At 61.4% G+C, this 18,851-nt stretch carries 19 protein-coding genes and 1 pseudogene; 9 read left to right on the top strand and 11 right to left on the bottom strand.

The window, feature by feature from the left end; translation table 11 throughout:
- Positions 1 to 227: 227 nt before the first annotated feature.
- Together PSH91_RS13570 and PSH91_RS13565 are read right to left on the bottom strand one after the other, a co-directional pair.
- Positions 228 to 2,228 (bottom strand): U32 family peptidase, encoded by a 2,001-nt coding sequence (locus PSH91_RS13570; protein WP_305465875.1) that lies wholly within the window; start codon positions 2,226 to 2,228, stop codon positions 228 to 230.
- A 117-nt stretch (positions 2,229 to 2,345) separates the two neighbouring features.
- On the bottom strand, positions 2,346 to 3,914 hold the full coding sequence (locus PSH91_RS13565; protein ID WP_139050017.1) for a sensor domain-containing diguanylate cyclase: 1,569 nt from the start codon (positions 3,912 to 3,914) through the stop codon (positions 2,346 to 2,348).
- Between the two features lie 221 nt (positions 3,915 to 4,135).
- Between PSH91_RS13565 and PSH91_RS13560 the strand changes: the two genes are divergently transcribed.
- From PSH91_RS13560 to PSH91_RS13550, 3 genes are read left to right on the top strand one after another with little or no spacing between them, the layout of a single operon-like run.
- Complete coding sequence (locus tag PSH91_RS13560; RefSeq protein WP_047229156.1) at positions 4,136 to 4,702, top strand: chalcone isomerase family protein; 567 nt, start codon at positions 4,136 to 4,138, stop codon at positions 4,700 to 4,702.
- On the top strand, positions 4,699 to 5,238 hold the full coding sequence (locus PSH91_RS13555) for a DUF3833 domain-containing protein (protein WP_047229155.1): 540 nt from the start codon (positions 4,699 to 4,701) through the stop codon (positions 5,236 to 5,238). The genes PSH91_RS13560 and PSH91_RS13555 overlap by 4 nt, the downstream gene beginning before the upstream one ends.
- Positions 5,235 to 5,540: a DUF6482 family protein gene (locus tag PSH91_RS13550; protein WP_047229154.1), complete on the top strand. Its 306-nt coding sequence runs from the start codon at positions 5,235 to 5,237 to the stop codon at positions 5,538 to 5,540. Before PSH91_RS13555 ends, PSH91_RS13550 begins: the two co-directional genes overlap by 4 nt.
- Before the next feature lie 28 nt (positions 5,541 to 5,568).
- Here the strand turns inward: PSH91_RS13550 and PSH91_RS13545 are convergent, their stop codons facing one another.
- The 6 genes from PSH91_RS13545 to PSH91_RS13520 are packed head-to-tail and all read right to left on the bottom strand — an operon-like array spanning position 5,569 to position 10,534.
- Complete coding sequence (locus PSH91_RS13545) at positions 5,569 to 6,057, bottom strand: DUF2878 domain-containing protein (protein ID WP_047229153.1); 489 nt, start codon at positions 6,055 to 6,057, stop codon at positions 5,569 to 5,571.
- On the bottom strand, positions 6,057 to 7,325 hold the full coding sequence (locus PSH91_RS13540; RefSeq protein ID WP_281459200.1) for a cyclopropane-fatty-acyl-phospholipid synthase family protein: 1,269 nt from the start codon (positions 7,323 to 7,325) through the stop codon (positions 6,057 to 6,059). Before PSH91_RS13540 ends, PSH91_RS13545 begins: the two co-directional genes overlap by 1 nt.
- The gene (locus tag PSH91_RS13535) at positions 7,297 to 8,112 is read right to left on the bottom strand and encodes a DUF1365 domain-containing protein (RefSeq protein ID WP_281459201.1); all 816 of its coding nucleotides are present in this window, start codon (positions 8,110 to 8,112) and stop codon (positions 7,297 to 7,299) included. The genes PSH91_RS13540 and PSH91_RS13535 overlap by 29 nt, the downstream gene beginning before the upstream one ends.
- Complete coding sequence (locus tag PSH91_RS13530) at positions 8,109 to 9,356, bottom strand: NAD(P)/FAD-dependent oxidoreductase (RefSeq protein WP_047229151.1); 1,248 nt, start codon at positions 9,354 to 9,356, stop codon at positions 8,109 to 8,111. Before PSH91_RS13530 ends, PSH91_RS13535 begins: the two co-directional genes overlap by 4 nt.
- 3 nt (positions 9,357 to 9,359) lie before the next feature.
- A complete protein-coding gene (locus tag PSH91_RS13525; protein WP_047229150.1) occupies positions 9,360 to 10,115 on the bottom strand; it encodes an SDR family oxidoreductase in 756 nt (251 codons plus the stop codon).
- Complete coding sequence (locus PSH91_RS13520; protein ID WP_047229149.1) at positions 10,112 to 10,534, bottom strand: nuclear transport factor 2 family protein; 423 nt, start codon at positions 10,532 to 10,534, stop codon at positions 10,112 to 10,114. Before PSH91_RS13520 ends, PSH91_RS13525 begins: the two co-directional genes overlap by 4 nt.
- A gap of 429 nt (positions 10,535 to 10,963) precedes the next feature.
- Between PSH91_RS13520 and PSH91_RS13515 the strand changes: the two genes are divergently transcribed.
- The 6 genes and pseudogenes from PSH91_RS13515 to PSH91_RS13490 all read left to right on the top strand — a co-directional run bounded on the left by PSH91_RS13515 (position 10,964) and on the right by PSH91_RS13490 (position 15,879).
- Positions 10,964 to 12,304, top strand: a complete 1,341-nt coding sequence (locus PSH91_RS13515) for an NAD(P)/FAD-dependent oxidoreductase (protein WP_305465868.1) — start codon at positions 10,964 to 10,966, stop codon at positions 12,302 to 12,304.
- Positions 12,304 to 12,714: a RidA family protein gene (locus tag PSH91_RS13510; protein WP_003201555.1), complete on the top strand. Its 411-nt coding sequence runs from the start codon at positions 12,304 to 12,306 to the stop codon at positions 12,712 to 12,714. The genes PSH91_RS13515 and PSH91_RS13510 overlap by 1 nt, the downstream gene beginning before the upstream one ends.
- Before the next feature lie 12 nt (positions 12,715 to 12,726).
- A complete protein-coding gene (locus PSH91_RS13505; RefSeq protein WP_305465867.1) occupies positions 12,727 to 13,401 on the top strand; it encodes a DUF1028 domain-containing protein in 675 nt (224 codons plus the stop codon).
- Entirely contained in the window at positions 13,394 to 14,563 is a 1,170-nt protein-coding gene (argE, locus tag PSH91_RS13500) for an acetylornithine deacetylase (protein ID WP_076384553.1), read from the top strand. The genes PSH91_RS13505 and argE overlap by 8 nt, the downstream gene beginning before the upstream one ends.
- Before the next feature lie 102 nt (positions 14,564 to 14,665).
- A pseudogene (locus PSH91_RS13495) lies at positions 14,666 to 14,788 on the top strand (hypothetical protein); the annotation flags it as partial.
- Between the two features lie 50 nt (positions 14,789 to 14,838).
- On the top strand, positions 14,839 to 15,879 hold the full coding sequence (locus PSH91_RS13490) for an ABC transporter substrate-binding protein (RefSeq protein ID WP_139050023.1): 1,041 nt from the start codon (positions 14,839 to 14,841) through the stop codon (positions 15,877 to 15,879).
- A gap of 27 nt (positions 15,880 to 15,906) precedes the next feature.
- Here PSH91_RS13490 and PSH91_RS13485 read toward each other — a convergent pair whose 3' ends face one another.
- The 3 genes from PSH91_RS13485 to PSH91_RS13475 form a co-directional block, all read right to left on the bottom strand.
- Positions 15,907 to 16,818 (bottom strand): LysR substrate-binding domain-containing protein, encoded by a 912-nt coding sequence (locus PSH91_RS13485; RefSeq protein WP_076384559.1) that lies wholly within the window; start codon positions 16,816 to 16,818, stop codon positions 15,907 to 15,909.
- 211 nt (positions 16,819 to 17,029) lie between these two features.
- Positions 17,030 to 18,232, bottom strand: a complete 1,203-nt coding sequence (locus PSH91_RS13480; protein WP_305465863.1) for an NAD(P)/FAD-dependent oxidoreductase — start codon at positions 18,230 to 18,232, stop codon at positions 17,030 to 17,032.
- Positions 18,233 to 18,476: 244 nt separating this feature from the next.
- Entirely contained in the window at positions 18,477 to 18,851 is a 375-nt protein-coding gene (locus PSH91_RS13475) for a response regulator transcription factor (RefSeq protein WP_139050024.1), read from the bottom strand.

Raw genomic sequence — 18,851 nt, 5'->3', positions numbered from 1 at the left:
GGTAGAGGCATTCCTTTGCAGACGGTGGGAAAGAAGTGACTGATTGATGGAACACTCACTTACAACCTAGCACCGAGAAGGACCTGCCGGGAGTTTTGTAATCAACATTAATGCATGCCGATCCATTGCTATCGCGAGCAGGCTCGCTCCCACAAGGGATTAGGGGTGGTCACACGATCTTGTGTCCACTTTGCAATCCCTGTGGGAGCGAGCCTGCTCGCGATTGCTTAATGCGGCGCGCGAGGGATCGTCTTGAGCAGGTCTTCCGGGCTGATGTGACCGACGATGGGCTCCGCGCTGCTGCCCGGCAGCGGCAGGTCGAGGATGTGCCCCTTGATCTTGCCGACCACATGCATCTCGCAGGGTTTGCAGTCGAACTTCAGCGTCAGCACCTCGTCACCATGGATCAACTGCATCGGCGCAACCTTGGTGCGCACGCCGGTGACGCCCTTGGCCTGCTTGGGACAGAGGTTGAACGAGAAACGCAGACAGTGCTTGGTGATCATCACCGGCACTTCACCGGTTTCTTCGTGGGCTTCGAACGCCGCATCGATCAGTTTCACACCGTGGCGATGATAAAAATCCCGGGCCTTCTGGTTGTAGACGTTGGCCAGGAACGACAGGTGCGACTCCGGGTACACCGGCGGAGGATTGGTCTCGGCCTTGCGCCCCCCTCGGGGATGGGCCTCGACACGGGCGGTGGTCAGGGCTTCGATGACTTCGCGGCGCACTGCCTTGAGCTGCGAGTTGGGAATGAAATACGCCTGGGGCGCATCCAGCTTGATGGCGGTGGCGTGGTACTCGGTGGTGCCCAGTTGGCCGAGCAGGTCGTGCAGTTGCTCCAGCGCCTGCTCCGGCTTGTTCGCCAGGCCGAATGGCCCGTCCAGGCTGACGCTGGCGCTGACGCCTTCCTCGCTGGTAGCAGTCAGCTCCAGGCGCTCTTCACGCAGGCGTGCGACCCAGGCAACGCCCACCCGGCGCTCGGCGGAGGTCTTGAGCAGCGCTTGCTGCCAGTTGTGGTCCAGGTTACGACTCAGCGGGTGGTTGGGGCGTAATGTGTGCAACCCTGCCGGCATTTCATTGGGCTCGACGCGGTAGCGGTAACGCTTCTGGCCGTCTTCCTCGAATTCGCCCTTGGGCTCGGCGATGTTGGCGCGAAAACCCACCACTTCACGCTTGACCAGCACGTTGAGGCCATCGCCGTTGGACAGCGGATCAAAGGTCACGACTTGCAGGTCGCGCTTGCCGACTTTCTCCACCACGCCCACCGGCACGCCGGTAAAGGTCGGGGAATCGAAGGCGCCGATGTCGATCTTGCGCTCGCTGACGAAGTAGTCGGTGCTGCCGCGGTGGAACGTCTTCTCCGGGTCGGGCAGGAAGAAGTGCGCGGTGCGACCGCTGGAGGCGCGGGCCAGGTCCGGACGGTCTTCGAGGACATCGTCCAGGCGCTGGCGGTAGTAGGCGGTGATGTTCTTCACATAGCCCATGTCCTTGTAGCGTCCTTCGATCTTGAACGAACGCACACCGGCTTCCACCAGGGCGCGGATGTTGGCGCTCTGGTTGTTGTCCTTCATCGACAGCAGGTGCTTCTCATAGGCAACCACCCGGCCCTGATCATCCTTGAGGGTGTAGGGCAGGCGACAGGCCTGGGAGCAATCGCCACGGTTGGCGCTGCGGCCGTTCTGGGCGTGGGAGATATTGCACTGGCCGGAAAACGCCACGCACAGCGCGCCGTGGATAAAGAACTCGATGGCCGCGTCGGTTTCGTCGGCGATGGCGCGGATTTCCTGCAGGTTCAACTCCCGTGCCAGTACCAGTTGGGAGAAACCGGCCTGATCAAGGAACTTTGCCCGTGCCAGGGTACGGATGTCGGTCTGGGTGCTGGCGTGCAGTTCGATCGGCGGGATGTCCAGCTCCATCACCCCTAAATCCTGGACGATCAACGCATCGACACCCGCATCGTACAACTGGTGGATCAACTGGCGGGCCGGCTCCAGTTCGTTGTCATGCAGGATGGTGTTGATCGTGGTGAACACCCGGGCGTGGTAGCGATGGGCGAACTCCACCAACCGGGCGATATCACTCACCTCGTTACAGGCGTTGTGACGCGCGCCGAAACTCGGGCCACCGATGTACACGGCGTCAGCGCCATGCAGGATGGCCTCGCGGGCGATGGTCACGTCGCGGGCGGGGCTGAGCAATTCCAGATGATGTTTGGGCAAGGACATTTGTTTTTAGTCAGGCTGATCACGGTCGAAGCGCGCATTGTAGCCGCCAGGCGCCCGGCCGGCACCTGTGGACTTGGATTTGCGCGATATGACCGATATGCGGCTTCGCCCCGTGGGTCATCCCGGCGAAGCATCAGGGCTGCACCAGCGGTTTCTCCCGGTGTTTTTTGCCAGATACAAGAACGCATCAGCGGCCTTGATCAGCATGGCCGGGGTCACGTCCTCGGTGCTTGGCCGGCAGGTGGTGATGCCCGCGCTGGCGGTGACCAGGCCCAAGGGATGGTCGCCGTGTTCGATGTTCAGCGCCCTGATGGACTCCAGAATCTCTTGTGCGATCGTGGCGGCCCCCGCGCTGTGGGTGTCGGGCAGCAAAATGGTGAATTCTTCACCCCCGTAGCGCACCGCCAGGTCGCCGGGCCGTTTGATCGCTTGCTGGATCGCCCCCGCGATCGCGCGCAGACAGTCGTCCCCGGCAGCATGGCCGTATTTGTCGTTGTAGCGTTTGAAGTAATCGACATCAAGCATGATCAAGGCCAAGGAGGCGTGCTGACGCCTGGCCCGGCGAATCTCATCGGCCAATGCAATGTCCAGCCGTCTGCGGTTGCCCAAACCGGTCAGGCTGTCGGTCAGTGCCATGTCCCGCATGGTTTGGTGGGCGCTGCGAATCTGTTTCTCCATGGTCATTCTGTAGCGCAACTGGCTCAACACAATCAGCCCGAAGCCGACGAGTATCACGATCAGGAATATCAGTACGAAGCCGGTCTTGAGCAGATCGTGACGCCAGGGGGTGATGATCGATTCGCGAGACAATCCGGCCTCGACCACCAGCGGATAAGTGGTCAAGGCTCGGTAGCCATAAATGCGTTCAGTGCCGTCGACGACGGCCCTGGCCTCGGCGACGCCCTGATTGGAGTTGGGCAAGTGGTCACGGAAGATCACGCTATTGACCAGGCTCTTGCCGACCACCGAGGCGACGAAGGGCCGCCGGACCAGAATCGTGCCATCTCGAAGGGCCAGGACCAGGGCTCCCTTGTCGTCGATCTTGAAGTCGCCGTAGTAGTCCACGAAATAGCTGACCTTGACCGTTCCCAGCAACACACCGGCGAACGAGCCGTCAGGATTGTTCAAGCGGCGGGAGATGGGGATGATCAGGTCATTGGTGGATCGGCTCCTGATCACTTCGCCGATCCGCACGCTTCGGTCCTCGTGGGTGCGGTGATACTGGAAGTAGTCGCGGTCGGCATTGTTTGCCGAGTCTGGCGTTGTTTGCTTGTCTGTCACTATCCACTGCCCGTCGGGGCCGTAGATAAACAAACCGTGCAACTGCGGCATGATGGCCGACTGTTGCACCAGCAGTTTATGGATGCGCGGGATGTCGATGTTCTGCAGGCCATCGCCTTCCACTCGCTCGCTGAGTGCTGCGGTCACCACGTCCACTTGCCGGATGGTGTCTTCGGCGTGCTGGGCCGTCGCTCGCGCCAGGTTTGTCACCGAATCGCGGGCCGAGGCAAAGGCAGAGCGATAGTCACGCCATGTTCTCCAGCCTTCAACGGCCAGGAACACCATCACCACCACCAGCATGAAAGTGATGGTGAGCCGCAGGGCAGCTCCGGCCCGCGCTACCTGAGGGGGAAAGGATTCGTCAGCACTTTCTTTCTTTAGCTGCGGCCGTTCACGTCCGAGCATTAACATTTCCTTCTACAGCAGCGCGACTGCGCATTATTAGGGCGCAGGCTACCTTATCCGATAACAGCACGTTAGCTGAAGGATTCGAGGCAGGCACAGATCGCCAAAGCACGGGTGGATATAAAAGGCCATAACTCGCGAACCCACTCAAAAAAGCTGTACAAATCATACTTCATGTACAACTATTGAGCGACCTTCGGCAATCCAGTGATGTTTTTTCAATGGCAAGGTCGTTTGCGTTCAAGAAAAGCCTGAGCCGGTTCATGGCCTGCGTTTTGGTGCTTTACGCCAGCCAAGCTCTGTGCGACTGGCGCACGGTACTGCCTGACGCCCGTCTGGTGGGGCAAGCCGATTATTCCTGGTACGGGTTCGATCTCTACCAGGCCAGGTTATGGAGTGCGACCTTGCAACCCAGCCTGGAAACGCCGCTGGCACTTGAGCTGAATTACCGCCGCACGATCAGCAAGCAAACCTTGGTGCAAGCGAGCATCGAGGAGATGCGCCGAATCGCGGGTAAATCCCTGGACCCAGTACAGCTCGACAGCTGGAGCGATGACATGCGGCGGTCCTTCGTCGACGTCAGGCCAGGCAGTCAAATCACCGGGCTTTACCTGCCCGGCAAGGGTTGCCGCTTTTATGTCGACGGGCGCTTGACCCATGAAGTCGCCGACTCATCGTTCGCTCGAAGTTTCTTCGCCATCTGGCTCGATCCCCGCACCCGGCATCCGGAGTTGCGGCAACAGCTGTTGGGGCTCAATAACGCGCGCGTAGGGGGGCAAACACCATGACTCGGTTAATGGTTGGACTGCTTTTAATGATGAGTTTGACCAGTTGCGGGAACGTGAATGTCGATCGTTATGCCGACCAGCAACCGCAGCTGGATCTGGTGCGCTTCTTCAGTCAGCCAATCAAGGCCTGGGGCATCTATCAAAAACGTTCCGGCGAGGTCATCAAGCGTTTCGAGGTTGAGATATTGAGTCACCGTGAAGGTGAACAGCTGATTCTCGATGAGCGCTTTCTCTACAGTGATGGCAGCCGACAACGGCGCGTATGGACGCTGACCCCCGATGGCCCGGGGCTCTGGCGCGGTCGCGCCGACGATGTGATCGGCGAGGCGCGGGGAGAGGTGGCCGGCAACGCGCTGCGCTGGCGCTATCGATTGAACCTGCCAGTAGACGGATCGACTTACGAAGTGACTTTTGACGACTGGATGTACTTGATGGACGAAGACACGATGATCAACCGCTCGAGCATGAGCAAGTTTGGCGTCGAGTTGGGCCAGGTCACGCTGTTTTTCCGTCGTCAGGGCGGGGGCGCGCCATGAACCTGCAAACCCTGATCGAGCTGGCCATCGAAGGCCGGGTACACGAGCTGGAGTTATGGTCGCTGGAGGGCGGTATCTACGTGTTGCGTGCGCGACTGGACCGCGGGTTTCGTACGTTGCTCGACGACTCCGGACGAACATTGCATTTGCGATCCACCACCCATTTGCGTGAGTTGCTGCGTGACGCGCCGCGGTTACCCTGCATGTTGGTACAGCATGTCGTTCACGACGAAATGTGTGGCCAGCGCGAGGGGCCGATAGAGCCTTTGCGTGTGCCACTTTTTCTGGATGAACCTTGGTAATAATGTTCGCCTGGCGCGGGTTCTGACCTCAGTGGGGATCAGCCAGGCGCAACGCCAACGGCAGCCAGAGTGCCCACAGGGGCGCCAACACCAGAGCGGTTCCCACGATGCCAAGCGGCAGCGCAACGCCGGCCAGTGGAGCGCCTGCGCAATAGGCTAGCGGACCGCCGACCATGCCCACCAACGCACCGCGCCAAACAGGCTGTACGGCCCAGGCCAGGCTGTGCCGCAAGCTTGTGGCAAACACCAGCCAGAGCAGCGCAAGCCAGAGGGGCAGGGCGGTCTGAGCGAATCCGAACAGACCCAGCACACCCAGGCTCCAGTCCAGCACCATGCCGCACAGCCCCACGCGCATCACTGCACGCAACTCGGCCCGGGGCTGTGGGCAGAAGCTCAGGTGAGCCAGCAATCCTGCCGCCACAGCCAGGAGCCACCAGGCATTCTGTGCGCCCAGTACACAACCCCACCAGCCCAACTGGACCCAGAGTGCGTTGACGATCAGGCCCGCGCGACTCATCAAGCCTCCCGCCGCTCCAGCAAAGAGAGCTGACGCGCCCCGGGAGCGGCAAAGAGCAGTTGCGCGACGCCGATGGCACGCTCCTGGAATCCGCCTTCGCAGTAACACAGGTAGAACTCCCACAGGCGTTGGAAGGTTTCGTCGTAACCCAGCTCCAGCAGCGCTTGGCGTGATTGCCGGAAGTTCTCGTGCCAGTGCTTCAGCGTGCGGGCGTAGTGCGCGCCGAAGTCTTCCAGGTGCAGCAGGTTGAGCGGTGTTTGACGGCTGGCGGTGTTTAGCAGAACGGACAACGATGGCAGCGCGCCGCCGGGAAAAATATGCCGCTGGATGAAGTCCACCGAGCGGCGTGCCTGCTCATAACGCTGGTCGCGAATGGTGATGGCTTGCAGCAACATCAGGCCGTCATCCTTGAGCAGAGCGCAGCAGCGCCGGAAGTATTCGGGTAAATAGCGATGACCGACAGCTTCGATCATTTCGATCGAGACCAGCTTGTCGTAGCGCCCCTCCAGATCGCGATAGTCCTTGCACAGCACCTCAATGCGCTGCTGCAGACCCAGTGCCTCGACGCGCCGGCAGGTATGGGCGTACTGCTCGTGCGACAACGTTGTGGTGGTCACCTTGCAGCCATATTGGCTGGCAGCATAAATCGCCAGGCTGCCCCAGCCGGTGCCGATTTCCAGTAGGTGGTCGCCGGGGCGCAGGTCGAGCTTGCGACAGATGCGTTCGAGCTTGTTGAGCTGGGCTTCTTCCAGGCTTTGTTCGGGGCTTTCGAACATGGCGGCCGAGTACATCATGGTGGGATCGAGCAAACGCTCGAACAAGTCATTGCCCAAGTCGTAATGGGCAATGATGTTGCGCCGAGAGCCGCGCCGGCTGTTACGGTTGAGCCAGTGCAGCCAACGCAGCACCGGGCGGCCGAGGCGAGCCAGACCACTGTCCATCGCATCGAGCACGTCCAGGTTGGCGACGAACACGCGGGTCACCGCCGTCAGGTCGTTGCTGCGCCAGTACCCCTGGATATAGGCCTCACCGGCGCCGATCGAACCGTTACTGGCGAGCATGCCCCAGACGGCGTCGTCAAGAATTTCGACTTCGGCCTGTAGAGCACTGGCCGGATCGCCGAAGTTTAGCGATTCTCCATCGAGCAGCAGGCGCAAGTGGCCTTGGCGCAGGTGTCGTAATTGGCCGAGAACGACTTGCTTGAAGACGCCGCCGTTGAACAGGCGAAAGCTGCCGGCCTTAGTAACGCTCATGGTGGGTTCGGGCATGGTCGGGGTCCTTGTGGGCGGTTTCGCCGACACTCAGGCCGTTTTGGCTGGCCTGATGGTCGTGCAGGGGCGTGCGTTTGAAGAGCAGGCGCAGGGCCTGCCAGTAAATGGCGCTCAAGGTGCGCAGGCTCATCCACGGGAAGGCCAGGAAGTGACGACGCACAGCCGCGGCATCGAGAGGTTGGCGCTTGAGCGCAAGGTCGGCCTCGAACACCTTGCTGCCATCGCGCCAGTTCTCCATATGCACCCGGATATGTGAGTCCGCGATCAGAAAGCGCATGCGGTAGTCCATGTCCCGAGGCAGGAACGGTGATACATGGAACGCCTTGGCCACCCGGAACGCATGGGGTTCACCGGGGCTTACCGGCAACACATAGTGATAGCGCTCGCGCCATGGGGTGTTGCGGACCTCACAGAGAATGGCCGCCAGACGCCCATCGGTTTCGTGGCAGAAATAGAAACTCACCGGATTGAAGGACAGCCCCCAACTGCGCGGTTGGGTCAGCAGCTGGATTGCGCCTTGGGGCGCGGTGCCCAGGGCCTGGGCAAGCAATTCGCGCACCGCGTCGACCAAGGGGACGCCCAGACGTGTGCGAGCGGGCAGGTAATCGCGCTCGCGCCAGCACAGCGGTGCCAAGGGCCACCCCCGCAGCAGGCGGGACAGACCCAGCACCTGGCTTTGTTCGGCGAGGTCCAGATAAAGCATGCCGATGGGGTATCGGAATCCATGGGCGCGGGGTGAATAGCGGCGATGGTCGATCCAGCCGCGGCACAGGCTGCTATTCAAAGGTATTCTCCAAAATGCCCGGCCACATCCAGCCCACTGACCACACCGTCTTCGTGGAAACCATTGGCCCAATAGGCGCCGCAGAAATAACTGTGCTGACGCCCTTGCAGATCACCCTGGCGAGCCTGGGCGGCGACGCCGGCGAGGCTGTATTGCGGATGCGCATACTCGAAGCGAGCCAGGACCTTGGCCGGATCCACCACGTCACTCTGATTGAGGCTCACGCAGAAGGTCACCGGGGCGTCCAGACCCTGGAGGATGTTCATGTTGTAGGTCAGCGCAGCAGGCGCTCGCACCGAACCACCCAGTCGGTAATTCCAACTCGCCCAGGCCTGGCGGCGCTGCGGCAAGACACCGGTGTCGGTATGCAGCAGTACTTCGTTGCTGGCGTAGGCCAGGGCACCGAGCACCTCACGCTCTGCTTTGCTTGGCGTTTCAAGCAGCGCCAGGGCCTGGTCGCTGTGGCAGGCAAACACCACTTTGTCGAAACGCTCAAGTCCCGCCGCGCTGAGTATGTTCACGCCTGTCGCGTCGCGGCTCACGCGCTGCACCGGGCAGTTGAGCCGGATATGCTGGCGAAAGTGCGCGCATAACGGGTCGATATAACCCCGCGAGCCGCCCTCGATCACTCGCCATTGTGGGCGTCGGTTGACCGATAGCAGGCCGTGGTTATGGCAGAAGCGCACGAAGAACTGCAGCGGAAACTCCAGCATTCCGGCAGGCGACATCGACCAGATCGCCGAGCCCATGGGCACGATGTAGTGGTCGATGAACCGTTGTCCATAATTGTGGACATGCAGGTAATCGCCCAGCCGGGTGGTGCTGTCGATGCGCTGCGCCTTCAAGTCGGCCGTGGCCTGCCGGTTGAATCTGAGGATGTCCTGCAACATGCCCCAGAAGCTCGGCGACAGCAGGTTGCGTCGTCGGGCGAAAAGGCTGCGCAGGGTATGCCCCTTGTACTCTTGGCCAGTGGCCGGGTCATGCACCGAAAAGCTCATTTCAGTGGCACGGGAAGTCACGCCCAACTGGTCCAGCAAGCGGATGAAGTTCGGATAGGTCCAGTCGTTGTAGACAATGAAACCGGTGTCCACCCCATAACGCTGGCCTTGCCATTCCACGTCCACGGTGTGGGTGTGGCCGCCGATCCGCTCGTCGGCTTCGAACAGGGTGATCTGGTGCTGGCGAGCCAGCAGGTACGCGCATGTCAGCCCCGATATGCCGCTGCCGATGATTGCGATGCGCATGTTTCAAGACTCCTGGGAAGAGCGTGCCAGACGCCGGCCAAGGGCCAGGCGCCAACGGGCGGGCAAGCGTCCGAGCGAACGCAGGACGAAGGTGAAAAACCATGGAAAAGCGATGTCCAGCGGTCGCGCGGGCAGGCGCTGGGTGATATGCCGCGCTGCGCGCTGGGCCGACCAGCGCATGGGCATCGGAAAGTCATTGCGGCGGGTCAGCGGGGTGTCGACGAAACCGGGGCTTACCAAGGTGACATCGATACCCTCGGCGGCCAGATCGATGCGCAACGACTCAAACAAATAACGCAGCGCCGCCTTGGACGCGCCATACGCGCCGGCACGCGGCAAAGCCAGCCAGGTCACTGCGCTGCACACCCCCACCAAATGCGGGCGTTGGCCTCTGCGCAGCAAGGGCAGGGCGGCTTCCAGGCAGTGGCTGGTGCCCAGCAGGTTGGTGGTCAATACCCGTTCGACCAGTCGCGTGTCGAAGTGCCCAGGCTCCAGGTATTCGCAGGTTCCGGCATTGAGAATCACCAGGTCCAGCGCCCCCCATCGAGCGTCGATGGTCCGGCAGATATCGGCCACTTGCGCTGGATCGGTCAGGTCTCCCGGCAGCACCAGGACCTGATCCTCATAGCGAGTCGCTAACGCTTGAAGGGGTGCGACCTGGCGCGCACTCAGCGCCAGACGGTGTCCTTGCTCAAGAAGCTGCGAGGCCAATGCTGCACCGATACCGCTACTGGCGCCGGTCAACCAGATGCGACTCATGCCAGCCTCCGCTTCAGCCAGCCGATCACCGAGCCAAACAGTGGAAGGTGCTCGTAGAGCAGGGCACCCGCGTCGAAGAAGTCCTGGTGCAGGTAGACCCGTTCGTTCCAGCGCAAATAACTGCAGCCTTGCAGGGAGATAAGTGCGCCGCCGGCCAGACGTGGGTGGCTGTAATGCAGCGTCCAGCGTAGATAGCCCTCGCCGGGGCCGACCTCATCAAAGCCATGAAAGTCGTAGCGCACCTGATCGACGTTGGCATACATCTGCGCGAAGTAGTTGCGCAGGGCAGGCAGGCCTTCGATCCGATGCAATGGGTCCTGGAACTTAATGTCAGCGCTGTAGAGGGTATCGAGCTCGGCCAGGTGACTGGCGTCCAGCTCGGCGAAGGCGCGGGCAAAACGCTGGAGGTAGGCAGACATGTCAGGCTCCGAATTATTGTACAGGTAGTTATTCCTGTACAAGTTTTCGAAGCCTACTGCACGACCTGTACGTTTTAAAGTGTTTTGTATAGGTATTTGTAAATTTGTATAACTTTGCTGCTGAACGAGCCCGGTCATGATCGGGCTAGGCTGGTTCAGTGCAACGGCTGAATGTCAGTCAAGTGCGTTGCAGAAACCACGAATCGCTTCGCAGGCCTGGCGCAAAGACGCATCGTCCAGGGCGTAGGCGATACAGCAGTTTTTTCCTTGCCTGCAACGATAAAAACCCTCGTTTCGCAAATTCCCGCCTGCCGACAGAATCGCTTCGACACCTCTTGTCGATCGTCGCAAACGCAGAACTACAAAAAATCCAAACCCGAGGCGGCGTCATGCCGGCCTGAACCATCCCACTGCCGGAAGTGCACAGACATGCCCGTTGAGACCCTACAGATAGATACGCTTGTTATAGGCGCCGGCCAGGCCGGCGTGGCCATGAGTGAACATTTGAGTCGCCAGGGAGTGCCTCATCTTGTGGTGGAGCGCAACCGCATTGCCGAGGCCTGGCGCACCGCGCGTTGGGATTCGCTGGTGGCTAACGGCCCGGCCTGGCATGACCGCTTTCCGGGGCTGCAATTCCAGGGGCTCGACCCTGATGCCTTCGCCACCAAGGATCAAGTGGCCGATTACTTCCAAACCTATGCCAATACAATCAACGCACCGATCCGCACCGGTGTGGAAGTCAGGGAGGTACAGCGTAATGTCGGCCGCCCAGGCTTCAGCATTGAAACCAGCGAGGGCCCGATCGAGGCCATCCACGTGGTGGTCGCCACCGGGCCCTTTCAACGGCCGGTGATTCCACCTATCGCCGCGGATATGGCGCAAGTCACCCAGATGCACTCCGCCCAATACCGCAATCCCCGGCAGCTGGCCGAGGGCGCTGTACTGGTGGTCGGGGCGGGCTCGTCGGGGGTACAGATCGCCGATGAGTTACAGCGCGCTGGCAAGCAGGTCTACCTCTCGGTGGGCGCCCATGATCGCCCGCCTCGGGCCTATCGCAACCGGGATTTCTGCTGGTGGCTGGGTGTGCTCGGCGAGTGGGATGCGGAGGCCTTCCAGCCGGGCAGGGAGCATGTGACCATCGCCGTGAGCGGTGCCCGCGGCGGCTATACAGTGGACTTTCGCAGGCTGGCCCATGAGGGCATCACCCTGGTGGGCCTGACGAAGTCGTTCAACGGTAGCGTCGTGACGTTTGAACCCAACCTTGCCGAAAACATTGCCCGTGGCGATGAAAACTACCTGGCGCTGCTGGATGCCGCCGATGCCTACATTGCCCGCAACGGCCTGGACCTGCCGCCGGAGCCAGAAGCCCGCCGGCTGTTGCCTGACCCGCACTGCCTGACCCATCCGATCCTGGAACTGGATCTGGTGGACGCTGGGGTGACCACCGTGATCTGGGCCACTGGCTACTCGGTGGATTACAGCTGGCTGAAGGTCGACGCGCTGGACGCTAACGGCAAGCCACGGCACCAGCGGGGTGTTTCCAGCGAACCGGGTGTGTATTTCGTCGGCCTGCCCTGGCTGTCACGGCGCGGGTCGGCGTTCATCTGGGGCGTGTGGCACGACGCCCGGCATATCGCTGACCACATCGTGAAACAGCATACCTATCTCAACTATCGAGACGCTTCGCAGCGCCAGAACGACGACGTTCAAGCCCCGGCGCTCGATAGCGATTCGAACAGTTCGAAAACCAGCCTCATGGGAGTCCGTTGATGCCTACCCACACTCGCATCCGCATGTTCAACACCAAAGACACCTATCCCAACCAGACGCTGGACAACGACTTGTGCCAGGCCGTGCGCGCCGGCAATACCGTCTACGTGCGCGGTCAGGTTGGCACTGATTTCAACGGCCAGTTGGTAGGTCTGGGCGATCCGCGTGCCCAGGCTGAACAGGCCATGCGCAACGTCAAGCAATTGCTGGAAGAGGCCGGCAGCGACCTGAGCCACATCGTCAAGACCACCACTTACCTGATCGACCCGCGCTATCGCGAGCCGGTGTACCAGGAGGTGGGCAAATGGCTCAAAGGGGTGTTCCCGATTTCCACCGGGCTGGTGGTCAGCGCCCTCGGCCAGCCGCAATGGCTGATGGAAATCGACGTGATCGCAGTGATCCCCGAATAAGGAGAGTGGAGCATGACTTTTTCCATTGTCGGGCGCTGCGCCGAGACGGGCCAGTTGGGCATCGCCATCAGTTCCTCGAGTATTGCCGTCGGCGCCCGTTGCCCCTGGTTGCGGGCCGGTGTCGGCGCGGTGTCGAGCCAGAACATCACGCTGCCGGCCCTGGGTCCGCAGATCCTCGACGAACTGGCCGGCGGCCTGGCCGCCCAAGAGGCTGTCGACCGCGCCCTGGCGCGCAATGGCTACAGCCAGTACCGCCAGGTGGCGGTGGTGGATGCCCACGGGGGCACGGCGATTTTCAGCGGCAGCCACGCCTTGGGCACCCATCGCGCGCTGGCCGGTGAGCAATGCGTGGCGGCCGGCAATCTGCTGGCCAGTGTGGACGTGATCGACGCCATGGTTGCCGCATTCGAACACAGCGAAGGTTGCCTTGCCGCGCGCCTGCTGAGTGCGTTGCAGGCCGGGCAGAGCGCAGGTGGTGAAGCCGGAGCGGTGCATTCTGCGGCGCTGTCGGTGGTGGATGAACTCACCTGGCCGATCGTCGATTTGCGTGTCGACTGGGCCGAGGAAAACCCCATTGGTGAGCTGGAAAAACTGTGGCTGGCCTATCAACCGCAACTGCAGGACTACCTGACCCGCGCCCTCGATCCGACCCTGGCCCCCAGCTACGGAGTGCCGGGTGATGAGTGAGCTGCGCAGCCGCGCACTGCTCGCCAGCCTCGTGGGCTTTGCCACGGTCAGTCGCGAGTCGAACCTGGCGCTGATCGAGTTCGTGCGTGGCTACCTCCACGATCTGGGCGTGAGTTGCGAACTGATCTACAACCCCGAGCGGACCAAGGCCAACCTGTTGGCGAGCATCGGCCCAGCGGTGCCCGGTGGAGTCGTGCTGTCCGGTCATACCGATGTAGTGCCGGTGGACGGACAGCACTGGACGGTCGATCCGTTTTGCCTGAGCGAGGTCGGCGGCAAGCTGTACGGCCGGGGCACCGCCGACATGAAAGGCTATTTGGCTTCAGTGCTGGCGGCGGTGCCGATGTTCCTCGCCAGCCCGCTTCGCCGGCCCGTGCATCTGGCGTTCTCCTATGACGAAGAGGTCGGTTGCCTGGGCGTGCGCAGTCTGCTGCAAGTGCTGGCGCAACGCATTCCCCAGCCTGCGTTGTGCCTGATCGGCGAGCCCACCCAACTCCAACCGGTGTTGGGCCACAAGGGCAAGTTGGCGATGCGTTGCCATGTCAAAGGGGCGGCCTGTCATTCGGCCTATGCGCCCTACGGGGTGAACGCCATCGAGCAGGCAGTGCGCCTGATCGGTCGGTTGGGGGAGATCGGCGCGAATCTGGCCGAACCTTCACAGCACGATGCGCGCTTCGATCCGGCGTACTCCACGGTGCAGGTGGGCGTGATCCAGGGCGGTACCGCGTTGAACATCGTCCCGGCCGATTGCCGCTTCGATTTCGAAGTGCGCGCCTTGCCGGATTTCGCCCCAGAAGTCGTCGTCGAGCAATTGCGCGATTACGCCGAGCAGGCGTTGCTGCCGGCGATGCGGGCCGTGCAGGGCGACACCGCGATCCGGTTTGAACCACTGTCCGCCTACCCGGGCCTGGCAACCCGACCTGACAGCGCCGCTGCGCGTCTGGTGGCCGAGCTGTGCGGCAGTGATGCCTTCAGCACCGTGGCATTCGGCACCGAAGGCGGCCTGTTTGATCAGGCCGGAATCCCGGCGGTGGTCTGCGGCCCCGGCAGCATGGATCAGGGGCACAAAGCCGATGAATACGTGAGCGTTGAACAGATGGCGGCCTGCGACCGATTGATGGATCGCCTGGCGAGCCATCTCAGCGAACCCAACGACTTCTGAGACAAGGAATTTGCGGTGAACGATTTCAATGTTTGGAAAACCCGGGCCGCGCAACTGCGCCTGAAGGATAACGCCCTGATTGACGGCCTGCCTCGTGAGGCCGGCACTCTGGGCCGGATGATCATGGCCCCGGCGCTGGTAGCCAGCCATGCCGACATCAACGAACTGGTCGACAAGACCCGTATTGCTGTAGATCGCACCGCCCGCGCTTACGGTCGCCTCTGAGTCCCGTCGCCGGCTCGTGCGGGCGAGCCGGCCTTTCGAGGAACCGCTTCATGTCCAGATCCTTGCGTTGCAATATCGCGTGTGCCCTGGTGCTGCTGAGTAGCAGCGTCCTGGCCGCGCCACAGAGCCTCACCGTGATCTCCTTTGGTGGCGCCACCAAGCAGGCCCAGGACAAGGCCTACTTCCAACCCTTCAACGCCAGCGGTGCAGGAAGCATTGTCGCCGGCGAATACAATGGCGAGTTATCGAAGATCAAGGCCATGGTCGCGGCCGGCCACACCAGTTGGGATGTGGTCGAAGTCGAAAGCCCCGAGCTGTTGCGCGGTTGTGAGGAGGGCCTGTTCGAAAGGCTCGATTTGAGCGCCTTGGGTGATCCGGCGAATTTTGTGCCGGGAACACTCACTGAATGTGGCGTGGCCACGTATGTCTGGTCGATGGTCCTGGCCTATGACCAGAGCAAGTTGGCCAAGGCCCCCAAGTCCTGGGCGGATTTCTGGAACGTCACCGAATACCCGGGCAAGCGCGGGTTGCGCAAGGGGGCCAAGTACACCCTGGAAATTGCCTTGCTGGCCGACGGGGTCGAGGCGCAGGAGTTGTACAAGGTGCTCAACACCCCCGAAGGCGTGTCGCGGGCGTTCGCCAAGCTGGATCAGATCAAGCCGAACATCCAGTGGTGGGAGGCCGGTGCGCAACCGGCACAGTGGCTAGTGGCGGGGGACGTGGCGATGAGCGCTGCCTACAACGGTCGCATCGCTTCGGCGCAAAAGGAAGGCATGAAGCTGAGTATCGTCTGGCCGCAAAGCCTGTATGACCCGGAGTACTGGGCGGTGGTCAAGGGCACGCCGAACAAGGTCCTGGCCGAGCAATTCATTGCCTTTGCCAGCCAGCCGCAGGCGCAGAAGGTGTTCTCGGAAAACATCCCTTATGGGCCGGTGCATCGCAAGGCGCTGGCGTTGTTGCCTGGAGCGGTCCAGGAGCAGTTGCCTACCGCCGAGGCCAACCTGGCCGAAGCCCGGGCCGTGGATGCCGAGTTCTGGGTTGACCATGGTGAGGAACTGGAGCAGCGCTTCAACGCCTGGGCCGCTCGCTAGTCACAACGTTCCATATCAATGGCTGGCTCAGGCCAGCCATTGTTTGAACTGCTCTTTGCAGTAATCCACGAACAACTGCGCAGGTTTGGTCAGGTGCGCGCGCTTGAGCCATCCTGCCACCAGGGCCGAACCGGTGACGTCCTCGGCGATGTTGACGCACACCACTTGCTGCCCATCGTAGGTGCAGGTGGAATGTGGCCGGGTTACCAGCAGCGCAAAGCCGAACGATTGCCCGACCATGCCGCGCACCATTTCGATCGAGGGTGAGCTGAATACAATGTTCGGTGTCAGGCCCAACTCCTCGAATATGCTCACGAAATAGGTCCGGCTGGGTTGCACGTCCAACAGAATCATCGGCTCCAGCGCCAGATCGCGCAGGGACACCTGAGCCTGGCTGGCAAAGCGGTGCTCCGCCGGCAGCAGCGCGTATGGTTGTTGAGGCGCCATCAGCGCCTCGGTCTCGATGGTGCCGTCGAGGTCGTGCTCATAAAAAATCGCCAGATCAAAACGGCCCCCCGTCAAACCTTGCACCAGTTCCTGTTGCTCGCCGTCCTGTAGACGGATCTCCACGCCTGGATAACGCTGGCGAAAACCGGCGATCAATCGTGGCAAGTACAGGGGCGCGACAGTCTCGAAACAGCCAATGTCGATCTGACCGCTGACCACGTCGTTGTCGGCCAGTGCGTTCTGCTCGAACTCTCGCGCCATGCGCAGCAGTTCCTGGGCTTTGCGATAGAAGCGAGCGCCGCTGGGGGTTAGCGACACACCCTGGGCGTGGTGACGGATGAGCAACTGCACGCCGAAACTGTCTTCCAGCCCTTTGACGGCGGTCGCAATCGAGGGCTGGGCGATGTACAGCTTGCGGGAGGCTTCGGCGACGCTGCCACATTCGACGGTGGTGACGAAGTACTTCAGCTGACGCAAGGAATAGGACGCCACGGCACACCTCGATCCGGATGATTTTTGCCTACCTTACCTTGTGCACAGAGGGCAGTGGGCGGGCATTGCGACGGATTTTACTGGGCAGTGACGATATTCAGACTGGCTTGGGGACGAGCGCCTGAAAAAAAACGCCTGCCCAAGCATCATCGGCAGGCGTCTGGGAAAGACCGGCGCAGAAAGGAGGGACTGGCCGGGGTCGGAAACGGACTCAGGCCACCGGGATCAACGGGTCGGCGGCGGCCAGTGCGGTCGCGCGATCAGCCGCGGGCGGATAGATCCACACGGTGTTGATCTGGGTCTTGAGCTCCTTGGCTTCCTGCCCGACCAACTTGAGCTGGCGATCCCAACCCTCGGTATACACCGCGCCCCAGGCACCCAGGTCCAGACAGGTCACGTACTTGGGTTGGCTGTAGGCCATCGGCGCGACGCCCAACAAGTCGGCCGCGACGTTGTTGCCGGCATAGCGGCCCAGGGCGATGGCGTGCTGGCAGGACATGGCCGCGTAGTTACCCAGGGTGTCGGTGGCGGCATAGGCCACGTCGCCGGTGGCAAATATGTCGTTCTGGCCCAGGACTTTCAGGTTGGCATCGACGTGCAGGCGACCCTGGCGATCGCGAGTGCCGGGTATCTGTTGGGTCAACGGACTGGCGCGGAACCCCACGGTCCAGATCACAGTATGGGACTCGATACGCTGGCCGCTCGACAGGGTGACGCCACCGGCATCCACCGATTCGACCGAGTCGTTGACGATCCACTCGATACCCAGATGCTCGGACGCTTGGACAATGGACGGACGAATGCCGTCGCCCAACGCTGCGCCGATCTGCGACCCGCGATCCACCACGATGACCCGGATGTTAGCGTCTTCACCCAGGACCGCGCGCAGGCGTGCCGGCATTTCGGTGGCGGTTTCGATCCCGGTAAAGCCTCCGCCGGCCACCACCAAGGTGTTGCGGGCCGGGCTGTCCGGAAGATTTTTCAGGGACTTGATATGGGCTTCGAGGCGGGTTGCCTGTTCGATTTCATCAACGTCGAAGGCATGCTCGATCATGCCTTCAAGGTCTGGGCGGACCAGTTGGCTGCCCGCCGCGAGCACCAGGCGGTCGTAGCCCAGGCTGCCCTCGGTGCCGAACACATCCACGTAGCCAACCTGTTTGTTGTCGACATCGATACGGCTCGCCGAACCTTGTACGAATTTCACGCCCACCGCGTCGAACAGGCCACCCAGCGGGGCGGCCATGGTGTGGACGTCCGGCTCATAGAAACGAGGACGGATGCGCAGCTCAGCCTGGGGGGCCAGGACGCTGATCTGCACGTCATTACGATCGTGTTGGTCCAGCAGCCGGGCGGCGCTCAATGCACTCCAGACCCCGCCGAAACCTGCGCCAACAACCAGAATATGTTGTTTCATGATGAGCTCCCGAAGACAAAATCGATACGTTGAATTGTTTAACTGTTTCAGCGTGACCGTGTCGCGAACTACTCCAAAAGCGCCTGGCTGCAATGAGTTGCCATCGAGCACATTCAATTTCAGTTCGCTGTAGGGAAGCTTATTGGCAGGGCCTGTGTTTAACACTTCTACATAAGGTCATCCGGCCTATGCCTGGGTAGGGGGGATCTATACAAAGGTATGAGGTCGCGACGATGGCGCGGCATCAGGAAGGCCGGCCAACTACCGATTCGATGCAGGCGATCAATTGAGCGCAGTCGAAGGGCTTCGGGAAAAACGCCACCGGCTCGGGCGCCCCGGCGCTGACACGGGGTGGCACGCCAGGGTATCCGCTAATGAAAATGATCGGGATATGAATGCCCAGGGTCGACAGTCGATCGTACATCTGAATACCGGTCATGCCAGGCATTTGAATATCCGATATCAGGCACGCTGTGTTTTCAAGTTCACAAGAAGATAAAAAGTCCAAGGCGCCCGCGTATGTTGTAACCCGATATCCATGGGAACGTAACAAGCCATCCAGTGCAATTCGAACTGACTCGTCATCATCAACAATTGAAATAGTTGCGGTATTGGACAT

The sequence above is a fragment of the Pseudomonas sp. FP1154 genome, from assembly GCF_030687245.1.
Taxonomy (GTDB): domain Bacteria; phylum Pseudomonadota; class Gammaproteobacteria; order Pseudomonadales; family Pseudomonadaceae; genus Aquipseudomonas; species Aquipseudomonas rhizophila.
Note: the sequence above shows the minus strand (reverse complement) of the source record. Positions and strands in the feature narration are given on the sequence as shown.

Coding starts and splice junctions, on each gene's coding strand:
- PSH91_RS13510 (WP_003201555.1), top strand. CDS start 12,304: ATGCCTACCCACACTCGCATCCGCATGTTCAACACCAAAGACACCTAT.
- PSH91_RS13515 (WP_305465868.1), top strand. CDS start 10,964: ATGCCCGTTGAGACCCTACAGATAGATACGCTTGTTATAGGCGCCGGC.
- PSH91_RS13550 (WP_047229154.1), top strand. CDS start 5,235: ATGAACCTGCAAACCCTGATCGAGCTGGCCATCGAAGGCCGGGTACAC.
- PSH91_RS13565 (WP_139050017.1), bottom strand. CDS start 3,914: ATGCTCGGACGTGAACGGCCGCAGCTAAAGAAAGAAAGTGCTGACGAA.
- PSH91_RS13540 (WP_281459200.1), bottom strand. CDS start 7,325: ATGCCCGAACCCACCATGAGCGTTACTAAGGCCGGCAGCTTTCGCCTG.
- PSH91_RS13555 (WP_047229155.1), top strand. CDS start 4,699: ATGACTCGGTTAATGGTTGGACTGCTTTTAATGATGAGTTTGACCAGT.
- PSH91_RS13525 (WP_047229150.1), bottom strand. CDS start 10,115: ATGAGTCGCATCTGGTTGACCGGCGCCAGTAGCGGTATCGGTGCAGCA.
- argE (WP_076384553.1), top strand. CDS start 13,394: ATGAGTGAGCTGCGCAGCCGCGCACTGCTCGCCAGCCTCGTGGGCTTT.
- PSH91_RS13520 (WP_047229149.1), bottom strand. CDS start 10,534: ATGTCTGCCTACCTCCAGCGTTTTGCCCGCGCCTTCGCCGAGCTGGAC.
- PSH91_RS13505 (WP_305465867.1), top strand. CDS start 12,727: ATGACTTTTTCCATTGTCGGGCGCTGCGCCGAGACGGGCCAGTTGGGC.
- PSH91_RS13475 (WP_139050024.1), bottom strand. CDS start 18,851: ATGTCCAATACCGCAACTATTTCAATTGTTGATGATGACGAGTCAGTT.
- PSH91_RS13570 (WP_305465875.1), bottom strand. CDS start 2,228: ATGTCCTTGCCCAAACATCATCTGGAATTGCTCAGCCCCGCCCGCGAC.
- PSH91_RS13480 (WP_305465863.1), bottom strand. CDS start 18,232: ATGAAACAACATATTCTGGTTGTTGGCGCAGGTTTCGGCGGGGTCTGG.
- PSH91_RS13490 (WP_139050023.1), top strand. CDS start 14,839: ATGTCCAGATCCTTGCGTTGCAATATCGCGTGTGCCCTGGTGCTGCTG.
- PSH91_RS13545 (WP_047229153.1), bottom strand. CDS start 6,057: ATGAGTCGCGCGGGCCTGATCGTCAACGCACTCTGGGTCCAGTTGGGC.
- PSH91_RS13530 (WP_047229151.1), bottom strand. CDS start 9,356: ATGCGCATCGCAATCATCGGCAGCGGCATATCGGGGCTGACATGCGCG.
- PSH91_RS13560 (WP_047229156.1), top strand. CDS start 4,136: ATGGCAAGGTCGTTTGCGTTCAAGAAAAGCCTGAGCCGGTTCATGGCC.